This is a genomic window from Brevibacillus nitrificans (genome assembly GCF_003710965.1).
GTDB classification, from domain to species: Bacteria; Bacillota; Bacilli; order Brevibacillales; family Brevibacillaceae; genus Brevibacillus; species Brevibacillus centrosporus.
Genome location: NZ_RHHU01000002.1, coordinates 115,613 through 132,638, shown reverse-complemented (window position 1 = coordinate 132,638; position 17,026 = coordinate 115,613). Strand labels below are relative to the sequence as shown.

Annotated in this window: 21 protein-coding genes; all 21 read left to right on the top strand. The window is 47.3% G+C overall.

Annotated features, from left to right (window positions below):
• Nucleotides 1-117: 117 nt before the first annotated feature.
• The 21 genes from EDM59_RS01610 to EDM59_RS01510 all read left to right on the top strand — a co-directional run bounded on the left by EDM59_RS01610 (nt 118) and on the right by EDM59_RS01510 (nt 17,014).
• Nucleotides 118-681 (top strand): ParB N-terminal domain-containing protein, encoded by a 564-nt coding sequence (locus EDM59_RS01610; protein WP_122922037.1) that lies wholly within the window; start codon nt 118-120, stop codon nt 679-681.
• Nucleotides 671-1,711 carry a DNA cytosine methyltransferase gene (locus tag EDM59_RS01605; RefSeq protein ID WP_122922036.1) on the top strand — a complete coding sequence of 347 codons (1,041 nt, stop codon included), beginning with the start codon at nt 671-673 and terminating at the stop codon, nt 1,709-1,711. The genes EDM59_RS01610 and EDM59_RS01605 overlap by 11 nt, the downstream gene beginning before the upstream one ends.
• 136 nt (nt 1,712-1,847) lie before the next feature.
• Nucleotides 1,848-2,093 (top strand): hypothetical protein, encoded by a 246-nt coding sequence (locus EDM59_RS01600; protein WP_122922035.1) that lies wholly within the window; start codon nt 1,848-1,850, stop codon nt 2,091-2,093.
• A 2-nt stretch (nt 2,094-2,095) separates the two neighbouring features.
• The gene (locus tag EDM59_RS01595; RefSeq protein WP_122922034.1) at nt 2,096-2,404 is read left to right on the top strand and encodes an HNH endonuclease; all 309 of its coding nucleotides are present in this window, start codon (nt 2,096-2,098) and stop codon (nt 2,402-2,404) included.
• A 242-nt stretch (nt 2,405-2,646) separates the two neighbouring features.
• Nucleotides 2,647-3,006: a P27 family phage terminase small subunit gene (locus EDM59_RS01590; RefSeq protein WP_122922033.1), complete on the top strand. Its 360-nt coding sequence runs from the start codon at nt 2,647-2,649 to the stop codon at nt 3,004-3,006.
• Nucleotides 2,981-4,681 (top strand): terminase large subunit, encoded by a 1,701-nt coding sequence (locus tag EDM59_RS01585; protein ID WP_122922032.1) that lies wholly within the window; start codon nt 2,981-2,983, stop codon nt 4,679-4,681. Before EDM59_RS01590 ends, EDM59_RS01585 begins: the two co-directional genes overlap by 26 nt.
• Before the next feature lie 8 nt (nt 4,682-4,689).
• Nucleotides 4,690-5,892 (top strand): phage portal protein, encoded by a 1,203-nt coding sequence (locus EDM59_RS01580; protein ID WP_183192763.1) that lies wholly within the window; start codon nt 4,690-4,692, stop codon nt 5,890-5,892.
• The gene (locus EDM59_RS01575) at nt 5,889-6,629 is read left to right on the top strand and encodes a head maturation protease, ClpP-related (protein ID WP_122922030.1); all 741 of its coding nucleotides are present in this window, start codon (nt 5,889-5,891) and stop codon (nt 6,627-6,629) included. Before EDM59_RS01580 ends, EDM59_RS01575 begins: the two co-directional genes overlap by 4 nt.
• A complete protein-coding gene (locus EDM59_RS01570; RefSeq protein ID WP_122922029.1) occupies nt 6,626-7,759 on the top strand; it encodes a phage major capsid protein in 1,134 nt (377 codons plus the stop codon). The genes EDM59_RS01575 and EDM59_RS01570 overlap by 4 nt, the downstream gene beginning before the upstream one ends.
• A 22-nt stretch (nt 7,760-7,781) precedes the next feature.
• Complete coding sequence (locus EDM59_RS01565) at nt 7,782-8,039, top strand: head-tail connector protein (protein WP_122922028.1); 258 nt, start codon at nt 7,782-7,784, stop codon at nt 8,037-8,039.
• An 18-nt stretch (nt 8,040-8,057) separates the two neighbouring features.
• Nucleotides 8,058-8,267 carry a hypothetical protein gene (locus EDM59_RS01560; RefSeq protein ID WP_122922027.1) on the top strand — a complete coding sequence of 70 codons (210 nt, stop codon included), beginning with the start codon at nt 8,058-8,060 and terminating at the stop codon, nt 8,265-8,267.
• Nucleotides 8,248-8,577, top strand: a complete 330-nt coding sequence (locus EDM59_RS01555) for a phage head closure protein (RefSeq protein ID WP_183192762.1) — start codon at nt 8,248-8,250, stop codon at nt 8,575-8,577. Before EDM59_RS01560 ends, EDM59_RS01555 begins: the two co-directional genes overlap by 20 nt.
• Nucleotides 8,570-8,965 (top strand): HK97-gp10 family putative phage morphogenesis protein, encoded by a 396-nt coding sequence (locus tag EDM59_RS01550; RefSeq protein WP_122922025.1) that lies wholly within the window; start codon nt 8,570-8,572, stop codon nt 8,963-8,965. Before EDM59_RS01555 ends, EDM59_RS01550 begins: the two co-directional genes overlap by 8 nt.
• Nucleotides 8,962-9,324 carry a tail completion protein gp17 gene (gp17, locus tag EDM59_RS01545; RefSeq protein WP_122922024.1) on the top strand — a complete coding sequence of 121 codons (363 nt, stop codon included), beginning with the start codon at nt 8,962-8,964 and terminating at the stop codon, nt 9,322-9,324. The genes EDM59_RS01550 and gp17 overlap by 4 nt, the downstream gene beginning before the upstream one ends.
• 2 nt (nt 9,325-9,326) lie before the next feature.
• A complete protein-coding gene (locus EDM59_RS01540) occupies nt 9,327-9,905 on the top strand; it encodes a major tail protein (protein ID WP_122922023.1) in 579 nt (192 codons plus the stop codon).
• Nucleotides 9,906-9,955: 50 nt separating this feature from the next.
• On the top strand, nt 9,956-10,261 hold the full coding sequence (gene gpG, locus EDM59_RS01535; RefSeq protein WP_122922022.1) for a phage tail assembly chaperone G: 306 nt from the start codon (nt 9,956-9,958) through the stop codon (nt 10,259-10,261).
• Nucleotides 10,262-10,451: 190 nt separating this feature from the next.
• Complete coding sequence (locus tag EDM59_RS01530) at nt 10,452-13,571, top strand: phage tail tape measure protein (RefSeq protein ID WP_122922021.1); 3,120 nt, start codon at nt 10,452-10,454, stop codon at nt 13,569-13,571.
• Entirely contained in the window at nt 13,572-14,426 is an 855-nt protein-coding gene (locus tag EDM59_RS01525) for a phage tail family protein (protein WP_122922020.1), read from the top strand.
• Nucleotides 14,427-14,428: 2 nt separating this feature from the next.
• Nucleotides 14,429-15,076: a hypothetical protein gene (locus EDM59_RS01520; RefSeq protein ID WP_122922019.1), complete on the top strand. Its 648-nt coding sequence runs from the start codon at nt 14,429-14,431 to the stop codon at nt 15,074-15,076.
• A gap of 21 nt (nt 15,077-15,097) precedes the next feature.
• Entirely contained in the window at nt 15,098-15,427 is a 330-nt protein-coding gene (locus tag EDM59_RS01515) for a hypothetical protein (RefSeq protein WP_122922018.1), read from the top strand.
• On the top strand, nt 15,428-17,014 hold the full coding sequence (locus EDM59_RS01510) for a hypothetical protein (RefSeq protein WP_122922017.1): 1,587 nt from the start codon (nt 15,428-15,430) through the stop codon (nt 17,012-17,014). It abuts the gene before it with no gap.
• Nucleotides 17,015-17,026 lie beyond the last annotated feature (12 nt).

The window sequence follows — 17,026 nt, the reverse complement described above, 5'->3', positions numbered from 1 at the left end:
TCGTTTCCTTACACCAAAAATATACGGCACCAGCCCAAATGCAACAAGGCTTTCAGCCGTTTAGGGGCTGGCAATATTCTTTATTCTTACTTTATTGCCACGAAGGAGCTGAACAGTATGGATATACGGAAAATACCCGTCTCAATGATCAAGGCTGCTGAGTATAATCCAAGGACCAATCTGCAACCCGGTGATCCCGAATATGAAAAGCTAAAGCGTTCCCTCGAGGAGTTTGGTTACGTTGAACCTCTTGTCTGGAATGAGCGTACTGGAAACCTCGTTGGTGGACATCAGCGATTCAAAATCCTGACCAACGAACAACATGCTGCAGAGGTAGAGGTCTCAGTCGTTAATCTGGATGACACCCGAGAAAAAGCGCTCAATCTGGCACTGAACAAAATCAGCGGTGATTGGGACGAAGAGATGCTTGCCCAACTACTTGCAGAGCTGAGGGATGAACTGGATGTCGAGCTAACTGGATTCGATACGGACGAAGTAGACAAACTGATTGAACAGTTTACGTTCAAGAGCGACGCTGACACAGAATTCACCAACAAAGAGCTCGACCTGGACGATTTCGCTGAGGACAAATTTGATTGTCAGTGCCCTCGATGCGGCTTTGTCTTTAATCCCAAAGACCCTATCCCTGTTGAAGAAGGGCATGACGAAGATGAAGCATGAATGGGATTGGAGCTTGGCTGATCTATCCAGCATCCCGAAGAACGGGCGAAAGGTTTTCTCCTGCTTCTCCTGTGGTGGAGGATCGACCATGGGGTACAAGCTGGCCGGATATGAAATGCTGGGAAATGTTGAAATTGACCCGCAAATGATGGCTCTCTACAAGCGGAATCACAAACCACGTTTCCCTTTTCAGATCCCGATACAGGAGTTTAAAGCAATCCCTGACGACCAGCTGCCGGCGGAACTGTTCGACCTTGATATCCTGGATGGCTCACCTCCATGCAGCGTTTTCTCGACAGCAGGTAAGCGCGAGAAGAAATGGGGGAAGGAGCATCACTTTAGGGAAGGGCAGGCAAAGCAAACGCTTGATGATCTGTTTTTCGACTTCCTGGATGTCGTGGAGAAGCTTCGTCCACGGGTAGTCGTGGCAGAGAATGTTAGGGGAATGGTCGTTGGTTTAGCAAAGGGCTATGTGGCCCTGGTCAAAAAAAGATTCGAGCAGTTGGGGTATAAAGCCCAGTTGTTTCTTCTCAACTCTGCGACGATGGGTGTGCCCCAAAAGAGGGAGCGCATATTTTTTATTGCTCATCGTCGGGATCTGAAGCTTCCGAAGCTTTCCCTGCAATTTCAGGAACAGCCTGTGCTTTACAAGGAAATACGATCAGGTAGGGGAAAGCCTCTTGATAAGAATGGAACAACTTTTAAACGGTGGGTCCAAAGGCGTCCATCTGATTGTAGCTTCGGTGATATCACAGAGCGTGTGGAAGGCAAGGAAAGCAATTTTAATACGATCATCATTCACGACGAACGTGTACCAAATACTATCGCAAGCAATTCATGGTTCGTCCGGTATGATGAGCCGTATTTCATCAGTGCTACCGATATTATTCGAATACAGACCTTCCCTCGTGATTACGACTTCATGGGAGCTGACGTACAATACGTTTGTGGGATGTCAGTCCCACCTATGATGATGAAGAGAATAGCGAAGCAGATATACCAGCAGTGGTTTGCAAAGTTGCCCATATAAAAGCAAAAGGAGGACGCGCGAACGTCCTCCTAAGCACCCGGGTAACCCCGGCTGAGATAGCGATACCTGCGGCCGCAGTTATAGTCAACACTCGCTATCTCGTTTTCCATTTTACAGGAAAGCCGAGGGTGTCACAATGAAAAAAGCAAACGAATGTTCTGTTTTGGACGAATTAGATTTAATTGATAGCCACATCGATTCGAAAACAAAGTATCGAAAGATTGTACAGGCAGCTATCGCTCAATGGGTCAAGGATTACCAGAGTGGTGCGATACAGGTAAACACTGTCAATGACCTGCGCATTTTAATCAATATGGATGCGGAGCTGCAGCGTGGGATTCTTACCAATAACAAGATGAAGAGTAACCGAAAGAGGAAGTAAGGATGAAGCAGACCAAACCATTCTATAAGAGTGCAGCCTGGCAGAAATGCCGGGCTATTGTTTTGTTGCGAGATCACTACTTATGCCAGCCATGTTTGAAGCGAGACCGAATTGTTCCAGCAGACTTGGTGCATCACATCAAGCATCTTGAGGATGAACCTAATCTTGCTTTGGATCCTAACAATCTGGAGAGTGTGTGCAATTCCTGCCACAATAAGCTTCACCCTGAGAAGGGAAGTGGCAAGAAGGGAGAAGTAACGAGACCTGGTCTACGGGTAATCAAGGCAACTGCGAACGAGGAGGTATGGTGATTTTGAAATGTCCACTATGCATGTTTGACATTGAAGTCCTGGCAAAAGGAACAGCACATGATCATATTAAGCTTCATGGCTACTGCGGTAAGTGCGACGCAGTGATTGAAGTCGTTTGTCCTGAGTCCAGCGTTCCAGTAAATAGCCCCCCCTACCCTCGAAGTTAGGAAGAGGATCTAGGGGGACCGGCGGGGGACCTTCGTTTTCACCAAAAACAAATTTTCCATGTGAGGGGGGGTATCATGTATAAGCCTAAAAAGATCATCAAGGATCCCGAAGCAAAGAAAATGTTCAAAATCGTCTCTGGCGAATTGGAGAAAGAGGGAAAGCTCAACGACAATACGATCATGATCGTGGATAACATGGTGCTGCTCGAGCAATTGAAGCAACAGCATTTTGCAGACATAAAAGAGCGCGGTGTGGTTGAGCTGTTTATCAATGGCTCTCAAGAAATGTTCCGAGAAAATAAATCGGTAGACAAAATCCTGAAAATCGTGGAGCAGCAAAGAAAGCTGCAGGCGGAATTGAAACTGACTCCGGCGTCCGACAAGAAGGTAACCGGGGCGGTGAACGAGAATGGTGACGATTTCGAGGAGTTCTAGTCTACAGACAACTCAGTACGCCATTGGTGTTACTTCTCACCTGATCGTCGCCTCCAAAAAGGTGTACCAAGCCTGCCAACGGCATTTGAACGACCTGGAGAGACAAGGAACAAAGGGTTTTCCTTACGTTTTTGATGAAGAAAAGGGGTTTCGTCCGGTTCAATTCATCGAGAAGTTCTGCCGACCTTCACAAGGGGATTTCAAACTGTTGATTCTCCAGCCTTGGCAGCACTTCATTGTGGGATCGCTATACGGCTGGATTCACAAGGATACTGGTCAACGGCGGTTCCGCGAATGCCTGATTTTCGTTGGTAGGAAAAACGGAAAGACCACGTTGGTATCCGGGTTATCCCTCTATGGAGCATCAAAAGACGGTGAAAACGGGGCGCGAGTTTACCAGCTGGCGAACTCCATGAAGCAGGCAAGGTTGATCTTTGATGAGTGCAAGAGCATGGTGAACAAATCGAAACTGCTGAATAAGCACTTCCGGCCACTGCTCCATGCGATCCATTTCGATAAGACACTTTCAAAGATTGAGCCACAAGCGTCCGATAGCGAGAGGCTGGACGGATTAAATTGCCACTTAGGGATATTTGATGAAATCCATGAATACAAGGATTACAAGCTGATCAACGTCATTAAAAATAGCCGATCTGCTCGGAAACAGCCTTTGCTCATCTATATCACGACTGCTGGATACCAGTTGGACGGGCCACTCGTTGAATACTACGAGAAGGCTGCAAATGTACTAGAGGGATCGAACCAGGATGAGCGTTCTTTCTACTACATCGCGGAGTTGGACGAAGAGGACGATCTGGATGACCCACGCAATTGGATTAAAGCGAATCCTAATCTTGGGGTCTCCATTGATTTGGAGGAGATGATTGGGGACTGGGAAACAGCGAAGCAGATTCCTAAAGAGAGAAGCGATTTCATAACCAAACGATTCAACATTTTTGTAAAATCTGGCGAAGAATCGTTTCTGAGCTATGAGGTAATCAAACGGAACAACAAAGAAATCGACATCACGCAACTGTATGACAAATCCTGTATTGGTGGATTCGACTTGTCGGATTCAGAAGACTTCACCAGCGCCTGCTTGGAATTTCCGATTACGGAGACTGGCGAGGTTTTTGTCCTTTCTCACTCCTGGATCCCGGCAGCCAAGGTGTTCATGGACAACGAGAAAATCCCCTATCGGGAATATGAAGAGATGGGGCTGCTCACAATCATCAAGGGTGACTACGTCAAAAAAGAGTACATCTATGACTGGTTTGTGGAGCAGTCTAAACGATTCAACATTGAATTGATCACCTATGACCCAGCAAAGGCATTCGGATTAGTGGAATCTCTGACTGCATATGGCTTCGCCACTGAGTTGGTGAGGCAGGGGCATCTTACACTTGGGCCGGCGATGGATGATGCTAAGGAGCGATTCTTGGACGGCAAAGTGATCTTTAATAATAACCGGCTATTCCGTTGGTATTTAAACAATGTGAAGCTGGTTGATGATAGAAATCGGAATAAAATGCCTACGAAACAAGGTCGCTACCGTAAAATTGACGGGTTTGCGGCCTTTTTGAATGCACATACAGAGGTTTTGAAGGTTCTGGAGTCAGCTAAACCGACTGGTGATATTCAATTCGTATCCATCAATGAACTGCTAAGGAGGTGAGAAACAAATTGAAACTCGGACAAAGGATTATTACCGCCTGGAATGTCTTACGAGGAAAGGACAGCATCCTCAATTTCGAGAAATGGTTCCGGAATGGTCGATCAATCTTCTGGGGCCAGACGGGAGGCACGCTAGCGACAAATGAGACGATTTTCTCGGCCGTTACCCGTTTATCCAACACGATGGCGAGCTTACCCCTCAAGATGTACAAGGATTATGGCGTCATAAACAACCGTATCGCGGACATGATCTCCAATGCTCCCAATCAGAACATGACCTCTTTCGATTTTATTCGGACAATGGAAGCTTATCGAAATACAGAAGGAAATGCCTATGCTCTTAAAAAGTACAACAGTCGTTACCAGGTTGAATCACTGAATATCTTGGATCCTTCCCGGGTTGAGCCTGTACTGGAAGAAGGCTCTGGGGAACTATGGTATGAGATCAATGGAGATAACGGCAGGTATTACGTCCACAACATGGAGATCATCCACGTCAAACATGTTCATACAGCAGGTTTTAAAGGGATCTCACCAGTGAAAGTGCTCGCAAATACGATTGCCTATGACCAAGAGGTCAGGAAGTTCAGCCTGGAGCAGATGGATACCGCGATCAAGGCATCGTTTATTTTGAAGATGGCGACGCATCTCGGAAAAGAAAAGAAGGAGGAGATCCTGAATAATTTTCAGCAATTCTACAAGGACAATGGTGGTGTACTGATTCAGGAAAGTGGTGTAGAAATCGAGTCGATTTCCCGGAGTATCATTGACACGAAAGTGTTTGAGGTAGAGAAAATCACCAAGTCACGGGTGGCTATGGTGTACAACATGCCTTTAATCTTTCTAGGAAGCTTCGAGGGAGTAAGCTACAACTCAATGGAACAGCTGTCAATTGACTATCTGACGAACACGATGACACCTATCGTTCGTCAGTACGAGCAAGAATTCAACCGAAAACTGCTTACCAATGGAGAGCGTTTGGCTGGACTGTATTTCAAGTTCAACCTAAACGCTCTTTTGCGTGGAGATATGCAAACGCGAGGCGAGTTCTATTTCAAGATGATTCGCTCTGGAGGCATGAAACCGAACGAGATGAGGGCTTTGGAGGAAATGCCGCCAGAACCAGGAGGCGACACACTCTGGATGAGTGGGGACCTCTATCCGATCCACGAGCAAGCCATGAAGCAGAGAAAGGGGGTGAACGGAACATGAAAAAGTACTGGGAATTCAAGAACAAAACGACAGATGAGGCGGATTTATATCTATACATCGAGATTGCCTCTTGGGGTGGTGGTGGCTATGCTCATTCCGCTAAAAGCTTTAAGCAAGAACTGGATCTGCTGGGCGAAATCAAAACGCTTAATGTGTACATTAACTCCCCAGGAGGGGATGTATTCGAGGGTGTGGCGATCTACAACATGTTGAAGCGACACAAAGCACAAGTGAATGTGCATGTGGATGGGCTGGCGGCCTCTATTTCTTCTGTGATTGCGATGGCTGGCGATACCATTTACATGCCTTCCAACGCCATGATCATGATTCACAACGCATGGATGTACACCTCTGGAGATTCCAATGAGCTCAGAGCAGCGGCTGACATGCTGGATAAGGTGAACGTCTCGATCAGGCAGTCTTATTTAGATAAAGCAGGCGATGCGATCAGCGAAGAGGATCTGATCGCTCTGATGGATCAGACAACATGGCTCACTGCTCAAGAAGCCTATGACTACGGACTTTGCGATATCGTAGGCGAAGCTAAACAGATTGCGGCAAGTGTGAACGCTGAATTGTTTGCCAGGTATCAAAATGTACCTGAAAACATCGCAAAAATTGCTCAAAAACAACCGGAAAATAGCCAAAACGAGCAAGAAATACGCCAAAAACTCATCCAAGAATCTCGTGCAAACGTAGAAAATCTAACCACATACCTAGGAGGAATACGACTATGAACCTGTACGAATTGAAAATGGCATTGAAAACAGTAGGCGATCAACTGAAAGACACGGAAAATCAAATTGTCGTCAAAGCTGGCGATCCATTCACCCCGATTGAAGATGTCCAAGCGCTCAAGGCGAAGAAGATTGAGCTGCAAGAACGTTTTAATGTCTTGAAAGATCAACACGACCAGGAAGAAGAGCAAGTCCGCGCTTCTCTGGAACGAAGTCGGACTCACTTGGATGGCGTTGAAGATCCGAAAGCCAAGGTTACAGCAGCAAAGGCCGAGCTGATCCGCGCCACCATTCGCAGCCGCGATGTATCTCCTGACGTGAAAGCAGCACTTGGCGATCGCAATTCAACAGGTGGCGAAAAGATTCTCCCTTCGACCATGACAAAAGAATTGCTGCATGAGCCATTTGTCAAAAACCCACTGCGGAATACTTCGACATACACCAATGTCACCAACCTAGAGATTCCGAAGATTACCTTCACCCTGGATGACGATGATTTTATTGCAGACACGGAAACAGCGAAAGAGATCAAGGCTGAGGGCGACGTCGTATCGTTCGGTCGTAATAAATTCAAGGTGTTCGTGCCACTTTCTGAAACGATCCTTGCAGCTACAGATACCAACTTGGTCCAGACAGTAGATCAGGGATTGGAGAGTGGTTTGGCCGCAAAAGAGAAGAAAGTTGCCTTTGCGAAGACACCAAAAGCAGGCGAAGAAAGCATGTCTTTCTACGGTGCAGGTATCAAAGAAGTCACGGGAACAGATAAATACAAAGCGATTAAAAACGCCATTGCAGATCTGCACGAGGACTACCGCGAAAACGCAAAGATCATCATGCGCTATGCGGATTACTCCGAGATCATCGAGACGTTGGCAAACGGCAATGCCACTCTTTACAACGCGCAGCCTGAGCAGGTTTTAGGTAAACCAGTTGTGTTCTGCGACTCTGCTGTTGATCCAGTCGTAGGTGACTTCCGTTTTTCTCATTTCAACTACGATCCACAGATGATCTATGATCGCGACAAAGACGTCAAAACGGGCGTGGAACTGTTCGTTTTGACTGCCTGGTTTGATCATAAAATCAAACTAAAATCCGCATTCCGTGTCACCAAAGTGGTACCTGAAGTTTAATCCAAGAACGGGGGCATGACGCATGCCAACGGTTACCGAGTTGAAAATGTACCTGCGAATTGATGGGAGTGAGGATGATGGGATCCTCACTCTTCTTATGGGGGCAGGCGAAGAATACTTGGCTGATGCAGGTGTACCCGATACGGCGAAAACAACTAAGAGATATACACTCGCAATCATGTTGTATGTAGCACTTCATTACGAGAATCGCGATCCAGGCGTATCGATTGGAAAGCTGAATTTTGCTTTTGAAAGCCTCATATTACAGCTGAAAAGCTAAGAAACGGAGGAAGCACGTATGAAAAAATACCCGGTAAAGCGGGAATTCATCGATAAAAACACCAGTGTCTACTATGCAGCGGAGTCAGTCTATGAAACCGTCGATGCGGATCGAGCAAAATACCTGCAGGAGCGCGGCTACATTGGTGAAGCTGAGAAGAGTCGAGGCAAAGGAACAGAAGTAAAATCTACTGGCGATGGTGCGGTTAATGAACCCAGCGAAGCTTAATAGTCGGATAATCATTCAACAGAAAACCAGTCAAACCGATGGCGAGGGCATTGCAAAAGGTGTATGGATGGACTTCACAACGATATGGGCTGGGAAAAAGCCTCTCAATGGTCGGGAATTCTTCGCTGCTGGTGCTGAAAATGCAGAAAAAGTTGTTAGATATGAGGTGCGCTACCGAACGGACATTCGGACGGATATGCGAATCATTGACCAAGGGCGTGTTCTAGACATTACGAGCGTGCAGGAAGACCCTTATGAAAATCGAACCAGGACGCACATCATGGCGAAAGAAGGTCCACTGAATGCATAGTGAACATGAGCTTACGGGTATTGATGAAATCCTGAGAGCTGTACGCCAGAGGTTGGAGGCTGGATCTGCACGAGTTGAAAGAAATGCATTGAAGGCGGCCGGCGAAGCAGTCGCTGGAAGCATGCAGCAGAAGGTAGCCGTTTCAAACTTGAGCTATGCCCGCCATACCCGTGACAACATAACTGTTAGCGGTATTCGAAGAAAGGACGGTCTCAAATATGTCCTAATCGGTCCGAACAAGAAAGTCTCTTGGCGCGCTCACTTTATCGAATTTGGAACATCCAATCAATCTGCCCAACCGTTCATTGAACCTGCCTTCCGAGAAAAGAAGGATGAAGCCCTGCAGATCCTTGCAGAAGAGCTCAGGAAGGGGTTGAGAATTAGATGAATACGGACATGAAAGCGACTGTACGTATGGCGCTGCTGGAGAATGCAGCGCTTATTTCCTTATTGGGTGGCGAGCGAATCTATCAACTCGCAGCGCCCAAAGCAGAGGAGTTTCCGCGAATTACTTTCTTTGAACTAGATAACGCCAGTACACACTTTGCAGATGATAAGGCATTTGCAGCTGGCATTTCTATTCAAGTAGATGTATGGAGTAAAGACAGCACCTCGGCCATCACGGAACAAGTAAATATCACCATGACAGAATTGGGATTTGTCCGAACAAGCGCCATGGATCTGTACGAGCAAGAGAATGCCATTTACCATAAAGCGTTGCGGTATCGCACGCACAAGGAGGAGTAAACATGGGCAAAGGTAAAGGTGTCCGAGTAGGTTTGGACAAGCTCCATTATGCTCTCATGACCGACGAAGCCACGGAAACATACGCAACACCGGTTCCTATTCCAGGAGCTATTACTGCAACGATCTCACCTGAGGTGAACAGCGAAACGCTGTATGCGGATGACCAAGCAGCTGAAATAGCCACATCTTTGGGAGGAGTTGAGGTAGAGATCAACGTGAAGGACCTACCATCTGATATTCAATCAGTGATTCTTGGATCTACGATTGATGAAAATGGTGTCATGATTGACAGCAAGAATGACAATCCGCCTTACTTAGCTCTCGGATTTCGGAGCAGAAAATCGAACGGAGAGTATCGATATTACTGGCTTTTCAAAGGGAAATTCACACCGGCGGAAGAGGAATTCAACACCAAAGAAGATTCTCCGTCCTTCCAAACGCCAACAATCACTGGATCATTTTTGCCTCGAGAAAGCGATGGCCAGTGGCGTGCACGTGTCGACAGCGATGATGAGGGGATTAAGCCGGCAGTGATCACAAGCTGGTTCACGAAAGTCTATGACGGCGTAGCCATTGTTTAATAACAGAGAGGCGGCAGCAAGTGCCGCCTTTTCTATTTGGAGGGATAGACGTGGAAATTACACTCAAGGCTGAAAATCAGGATAAGACATACTCATTGAATTTCATCTCAGGTCGAGCGCTTCGCAAAACCATTGAAATGCAGAAGAAATTCAATGCGAACTCGTTGGATGAGACAGCCCTAGATACGATGGTCGATTACGTTGTCGACTTGTTCCAAAACCAATTTACGCGAGATGAATTTTATGATGGCATCGCTGCAAATAAGATTATTGAAACCATTGTTGGATGCATCAATAGCGTAATCGGTCAGACTTCCAATGCGATGGGAACGGATCCAGCCTCCCCAAACGTGTAGACGAGGACTTTGACCCTCTCGATTTTGTCAAAGAAATTTATTTGGACCTAATAAACAAGGGATGGTCACTGCCAGAGATTGACGGCATGGACATCCTTTTTTATTTGGAGATTGTTCGTTTTGCGAATAAAGAGAAGGCCCAGAAATCGGTAGCGATCGATGAAGTCGGCTTTCTGTAGGAGGTGAGTAGATGGCAGAAAGTATTGAAGTCGGTGAACTGGTTGTCAGGTTGGGCCTAGAAGACGCTGGTTTAAACAGTAGCATGGCCGCACTGGATCGACAGATGAAAGTAGCACAGAGCCAATTCGAGCGTTCTGCAGCAGGATTAGATGAAGTTGCAGATGCAGGTACACGTCTACAAATGGAATCCGATGCGTTGAACAATCAACTTACTCTTCAAGGACAAAAAATCGGACTACTCAACAGCCAGTATCAAGAATTGGTTCGTACCAGAGGAGCTGACTCACGCGAAGCTCAGCAGATGGAAGTCCGCCTCAATAACATGATCCGCGATTATCAACTCTTGCAGCAGAATCTAAACCAAGTGAACGGCGAACTGCAGCAGCAAACCATGATATGGGGACGACTGAGTCAGTCCTTGAGCCAAGCAGGAGAAAAGCTAAAGACAGCCGGGGAGAGCATGAAATCAGCGGGAGATTCCATGTCTACTGGTTTGACAGTGCCACTTACATCACTTTCCCTGATGGCTGGTAAGGTAGCGTCGGACATGGAGGGATCGGCTAGTAAGATAAAGGCTGCTCTGGGAGCCACTGCAGAAGAGGCAGAAGGACTAGGGGGAGTGGCGAAAGAAGTTTGGTCCGCTGGTTTTGGTGACAGCTTGGAAGAAGTAAACAATTCGATTATCAAAGTGAAGCAACAGATCAAAGGTCTAAATGAGGGTGAGGTCAAAAGCCTTGCAGAAGATGCGTTGATCCTTCAAAAGACATTTGATGCAGATGTAAATGAGTCTGTTCGTACCGCCAGCGTGCTGATGAAGAACTTCAACATTGATGGATCAAGGGCAATGGATCTGATCACCGTAGGATTTCAAAAGGGCGGCGACTATTCAGGCGAACTGCTAGATACTCTTCGCGAGTACGGTCCGCAATTCGCCTCGATGGGAAAAAGCGCTGACGAAATGCTCGCGATCCTCATCGCAGGAGCTGAGAGTGGGGCCTGGAACCTTGATAAAATCGGGGACAGTGTCAAAGAGTTCAATATTCGCGCACAAGATGGCAGCAAAACCACAGCTGAAGGGTTTGCTGCCATTGGTTTGAATGCCGACCAAATGGGCAAAGCCATCGCATCGGGCGGATCGGAAGCAAATGCAGCCTTCCAGGCAACCATCGCAGCACTCGCATCTATGGACGATCCACTCAAGCAGAATCAGGCTGGCGTGGCCCTCTTTGGTACGCAGTGGGAGGACGTACGAAGCAAAGTAATCCTAGCCATGAACACGTCAGCCAATCAATTAGGGGAAATCGAAGGAGCAACGGAGAAGGCCGGAAACGCCATTCAAGATAATTTTGGAACCAGAATGACGAAGTTCTTCCGTGAGATTCAGCAATCCATGGAACCTTTGGGAAAAGTCTTGCTCAACATGGCGGAACAATGGATGCCTAAGTTATCGGCGGCTTTAGCTGGTGTTTCAAACTGGTTTTCTAATTTAAGCCCCGGAATGCAAACGGCAATTGTCGTTCTCGGGGGGATTGTGGCGGTCATTGGACCCGTCCTCATGCTGCTTGGATCCCTTGTCACATCCATTGGATCCATCATTACTGCCTTCTCAGCAGTTTCAGGGGCAATTGCAGCCGCAGGTGGTGTAATGGCAATCCTAACGGGTCCAGTAGGTATAGCCATTGGTGCGATTGCAGCATTAGGAGCAGCTGTTTACCTCATATACGACAATTGGGAACCGATCAGCCAATTCTTCATTGATCTCTGGAACGGCATTGTCACTTCGTTAGCCTCTGCTTGGGATGGGATTAAAGAGTTTTTTACCTCATTCTGGGGGTGGCTACAATCTTTCTTTGCGGAGTGGGGAGTTGTGATCCTTGCTGTCATCGCACCTTTTATCGGGATCCCCTTATTGATCCAACAACATTGGGATGAAATCAAAACGTACCTGTCATCGCTTTGGGATAGCGTAAAGCAGGCTGCCAACACTGGATGGGACTTGATTGTTTCCACCATCATGGCGATCGTTACTCCTTTTGTAACGGCAGCCATGACCATTTTCAATAGCATGAAGGATGGTCTGGTGTTGATTTGGGAAGGGGTCAAACTGTATTTCAGTGGCGTTTGGGAAGCTATCAAGAATGTATTCTTAGGTGCTGTCCCACTGATCTACGATTTGGTCACGGGTAATTTCACACAACTCGTCGTGGATGCACAGCTAATCTGGGAAAACCTGCAGACAGCATTTGCTCAAATATGGGAAGGAATCAAGCTCATCTTCTCCGGGGCATTGGAAGCGATCAAAGGCTATGTAACCTTGGCTTGGACGACAATTAAGTCTCTGACAGAAACGGTATGGAACGGGATCAGGTCGTTCCTCTCCACGGTTTGGGCAGGCATACAAACACTTGTGACAACGACTTGGAATGCAATCAAAACAACAACGGTTACTGTCTGGAATGCGATCAAGACCTTTCTTTCTGAAGCGTGGGATAAAATCAAATGGTTTTTTACGGAAGGTCTTAGTGCCGCCAAAGAAGCAGTTGTTAATGGCATGAAGCAGATCAAAAGCGACTTCATTACCTACATGAACGATACGATCACTGAGATCAAGGAGTTTACAGATGACTTCATTGAAGCCGGTGAGGATTTTGTCATTAGCCTCTGGGACGGAATCAAAAGCAAAACGTCATGGCTGTGGAAACAGTTAAAGGGCTGGATCGATGGTCTCGTCAGCCAGATTAGAGGCGCGCTTTCTGGAGGGGGTTCATCTGGAAGTGGGGGCAACAACACTGGCGATTCCAGTATGAGTGGTGCGGGTGGCGGTGGATCAGCACCTGGGCTAGCAACTGGCGGTACGGTGACAAAATCCGGGCTTACATGGGTTGGGGAAAACGGTCCGGAATTGCTTCATTTACCGAGAGGTTCCCAGGTTATTCCGAACTACGATATCCCAAAAGTTGGTGCCCAGGCGATCGATTACAATGCTCTTGCCAAGGCAATGGCAACGTTTATGAAACCAACCATTAACCAAACCAACACATTCAATAGTCCTACGCCTTTGACACCTGCCGAAACAGCGAGAAAGAACTTGCAGGTGTCTCGCCAACTGGCACTGGAATGGGGGATGTAAATGCGGAAATTGACGTTTACAAATACAAGAGGCGAGAGTGTCATTTTAGGCAACACTCGCCCTTTTCTGGTTACAAAACTTGAAGGCACCGGGGCCGTTGACGCAGACATTCAGATGCAAAAGTCACCCTTTCAAGATGGCCGTACTTTCATTGATAGTCTGCTGGACGTTAGAACTGTAAGCATCGAAGGGGCAATCGTCGCCACAGATCTGTTAGAGCGAACAAGTCGCCGTAAGAAGCTCATTTCGGTGCTCAATCCCAAGCTTGGTCCTGGCACGTTGCGATATGAGTATGACGGTGGTGTGAAAGTGATCCAAGCGATCCCGGATATGTCACCGACTCTACCGGACCGACAGAACAGCCCGTTTCAAAAGTTCCTGCTGACACTCATCTGTCCAGAACCGTTCTGGTTGGACGAGAAGGCAAGAGAGTATGAAATGTCCGACTTTGTGGGTGGCATGCAGTTTCCTTTACGACTGGGCACCATGTTCTCCATGCGGGGAAGCAAGCTCGTGTTCAAGAATGCTGGAGACGTCGAATCACCGATTGAGATTCAGTTCAGCGGAGCTTGCCAGAATCCGAAAGTGACTAACCTGACAACTGGCGAATTCATTCGCGTTAATCGGGAGATCAAGGCAAACGAGACGTTAATCATCACGACTGCTTTCGGTAACAAGCGTGTGGAGATTGACGATGGGGACGGGAACGTACAAAACGCTTTCCACTACATCGATCTGGACTCTACCTTCTGGCAAATGAAGAAGGGTGACAACAAAATTCAGTACAGCACGGATGATGGGGCCACGAACGTAAAGGTCAAGATCATCTGGAAGCAACGCTACTTGGGGGTGTAGGCATGGCTGAGTATTATCGTTTTTTCGATTCGACAGACGAGGATCAGCGCGAGTACCGCGCCTCTGAGTTTGCCGAATACTTCAATCTGTTTTTGACCAGCGGTGTATTCCACACGGATGACCGGCTGCGCGTCTTTGGTACCGGTACAAACATGCAGGTTTTGGTTGAAGAGGGGTACGCTTTTCTCTTGGGCTATATGTACAAAATTGCGAATGGAGCCAAGTGCCTGACGATCGCAAATGCCGATCCAACAAACGACCGCATAGACCGGGTGGTTGTTCGCTTGGACTTTAACGAGAGAGTGATCACAGCAGAGGTGAAGCAAGGGGTACCGGCTGCGGTACCAGTTCCGCCTGGCTTAACTCGCACGCAAACCGTACACGAAATATCGCTGGCACAAGTGCGGGTGATTGCCGGGAAGTCTTTCATCGAACAGTCGCAAGTGACTGACGAACGGTTAAATCAGAGTGTGTGCGGGTTGGTATCCTCGCTAATCACGATTCCGACCGATGACATGTGGCAGGATTGGGTAGCAATGAAAGACCTAATAAATGCAGATTGGCTCTCATGGTACAGTCAGGCAAAAGCAAAATACAGCGAGGTTGCCTATCAAGATAGCAAGAAAATCGCTTTCTACTTCGGGGGCTAAAGGAAAGGAGAGTTGATTGGAATGGTAGGGAGAACAAGACGATTATTTCAAGGAATCGTATCAGGCAATCCAGCTGCAACGAATACCTTTACCGTATCAGTGGCTACAACAATACGAGGAATCTGGCTAAACAACAGATCAGCTGCCAGTGTTGAATTTAGTTTTGCAGTTGTGCCAAAGAACACGGCAAAAGGTGTTGAACACGAACTTCTAAGCGGCATGGAAGTGGTCGGGAAGATTCCTGCGATCGATGGCGATGTATTAAATCTGGAAGCTGGCGACACAGTCCATCTTTGGTGTAATACCGCAAGCGTCCTGAACTGCTATATTTCAGGAATGGAGATGGAATAAATGGGATTCAATAGATTCAGCGGTTTTTCGTCGTTCGCCAGCAGCATGAACATCGAAAACCTCAAGCAGACACTTCCCTTGTTGCCGGGGGAAGCGGTCAAGTTGGGCGATGTTTGCGAAGTGACGAAGGGGTACGTCAGAAAGACGAAGAGAGAAGCGATTTTACAAGGAGCAATTTCAGATGTTATCACGAAAGAGCCTAGTTACGCCATTAAAGCGTACAAGATCGACGAGACCTTCACGCTTTTGGCGTATGTTATGCCGCCCTCTTCAATAGAAGTCTTGCTGGTTGAACATAACGCAGATGGGTCGATCAAAACACCAACGAACACAGCGCTGTCGTTCGTATCTGCTTACGGCTACACACACGACTTATTTATCGACAAGCTGCCAAACGGAAAGTTTGTGATATTCACGAATGGACTTTTGTCAGCCTACGTTGTCAATGTAGACATGGCGACGAAAGTGATCAGCCTGGTTGCTAGTCGTGCGATTGAAACGGGTACGAACTATGGGAAGGATAACTTCTGGGTAGAAAAAGTCTCCGTTTCTCCCGATATCGTCAAGTACATGATTTTTTACAATCGCGGTGCTGGGAATGCAGGAGTCTTGTACACGGTCGTTTCGTTCAATTTAACTACCAACGCTATCGACGTACCAACGACGCCGATAGCTGGAATTGACGCAAACGTCAAGACTGGGGTAGCAGGCATAAGGCTATCCAAAAACAGATACTTGCTTGTGACGAACGAATCGCTGATCACGACCTGGAATGTTTTTGACTACAACCCAGCGACCGACAAAATAACGGTGGTCAAGAGCAGACAGCAACTAGGTTCATCCAACAGTTCAGGGTACACACAAAGAGAAGTTTTGCTTTTGCCTTATGCAAAGAATAAATTCCTGATCCTAAAGAGTATCTACCATCAAGCGTACGGAAACTATTACGCCTACTATATGTACGTCACTTACGACGAAATAACAGGGACGCTGACGTTGGACGCAGGTAGTCGCGCTACCTATCCCCTTCCTTACGGAGTAAACGACGGCGATAGCAATTTTATGTCAGTTCACAGGTTAGCCAAAATCAGCTATAACACGTTTTTGCTTGTGGGTGCAGAAGTACCGACGACTGGATCTATAAGAGGGACGAGGGCGGCATTCTTCCAGCTGAACAGACGTTCTGACGGTACGCCAGAAGTGAAGCTGATCAAACAGTTCGACTACACGATCAACAACGCGACAGAAGTCAGACCTGACATCGTTCCTTTTGGGATAGATAAATTCCATCTGTTCTTCTGTCATAACATCACCGGTGGCGAAAATATCAAGATGGTCGATATATCAGCAAGGGGGTCGATGCCTGTCGGGTTGGCAACACATGATGCTTCTTCTGGAAGTGTCACGATCCAGTTGAAAGGCGTTCTGAAGGGGCTGAACCTGGCATGTGGACAGACATACTACTGTAATGAGTTCGGCGACTTGTCCTATACGGACGGGGCGGTTCTTGTCGGAACGTCTATATCAGCTGATACACTCCTGATTCCAGGGATCATCAACAACGAGGTAATTCCGCAAGATTACTAGGGAGGGGGAGCA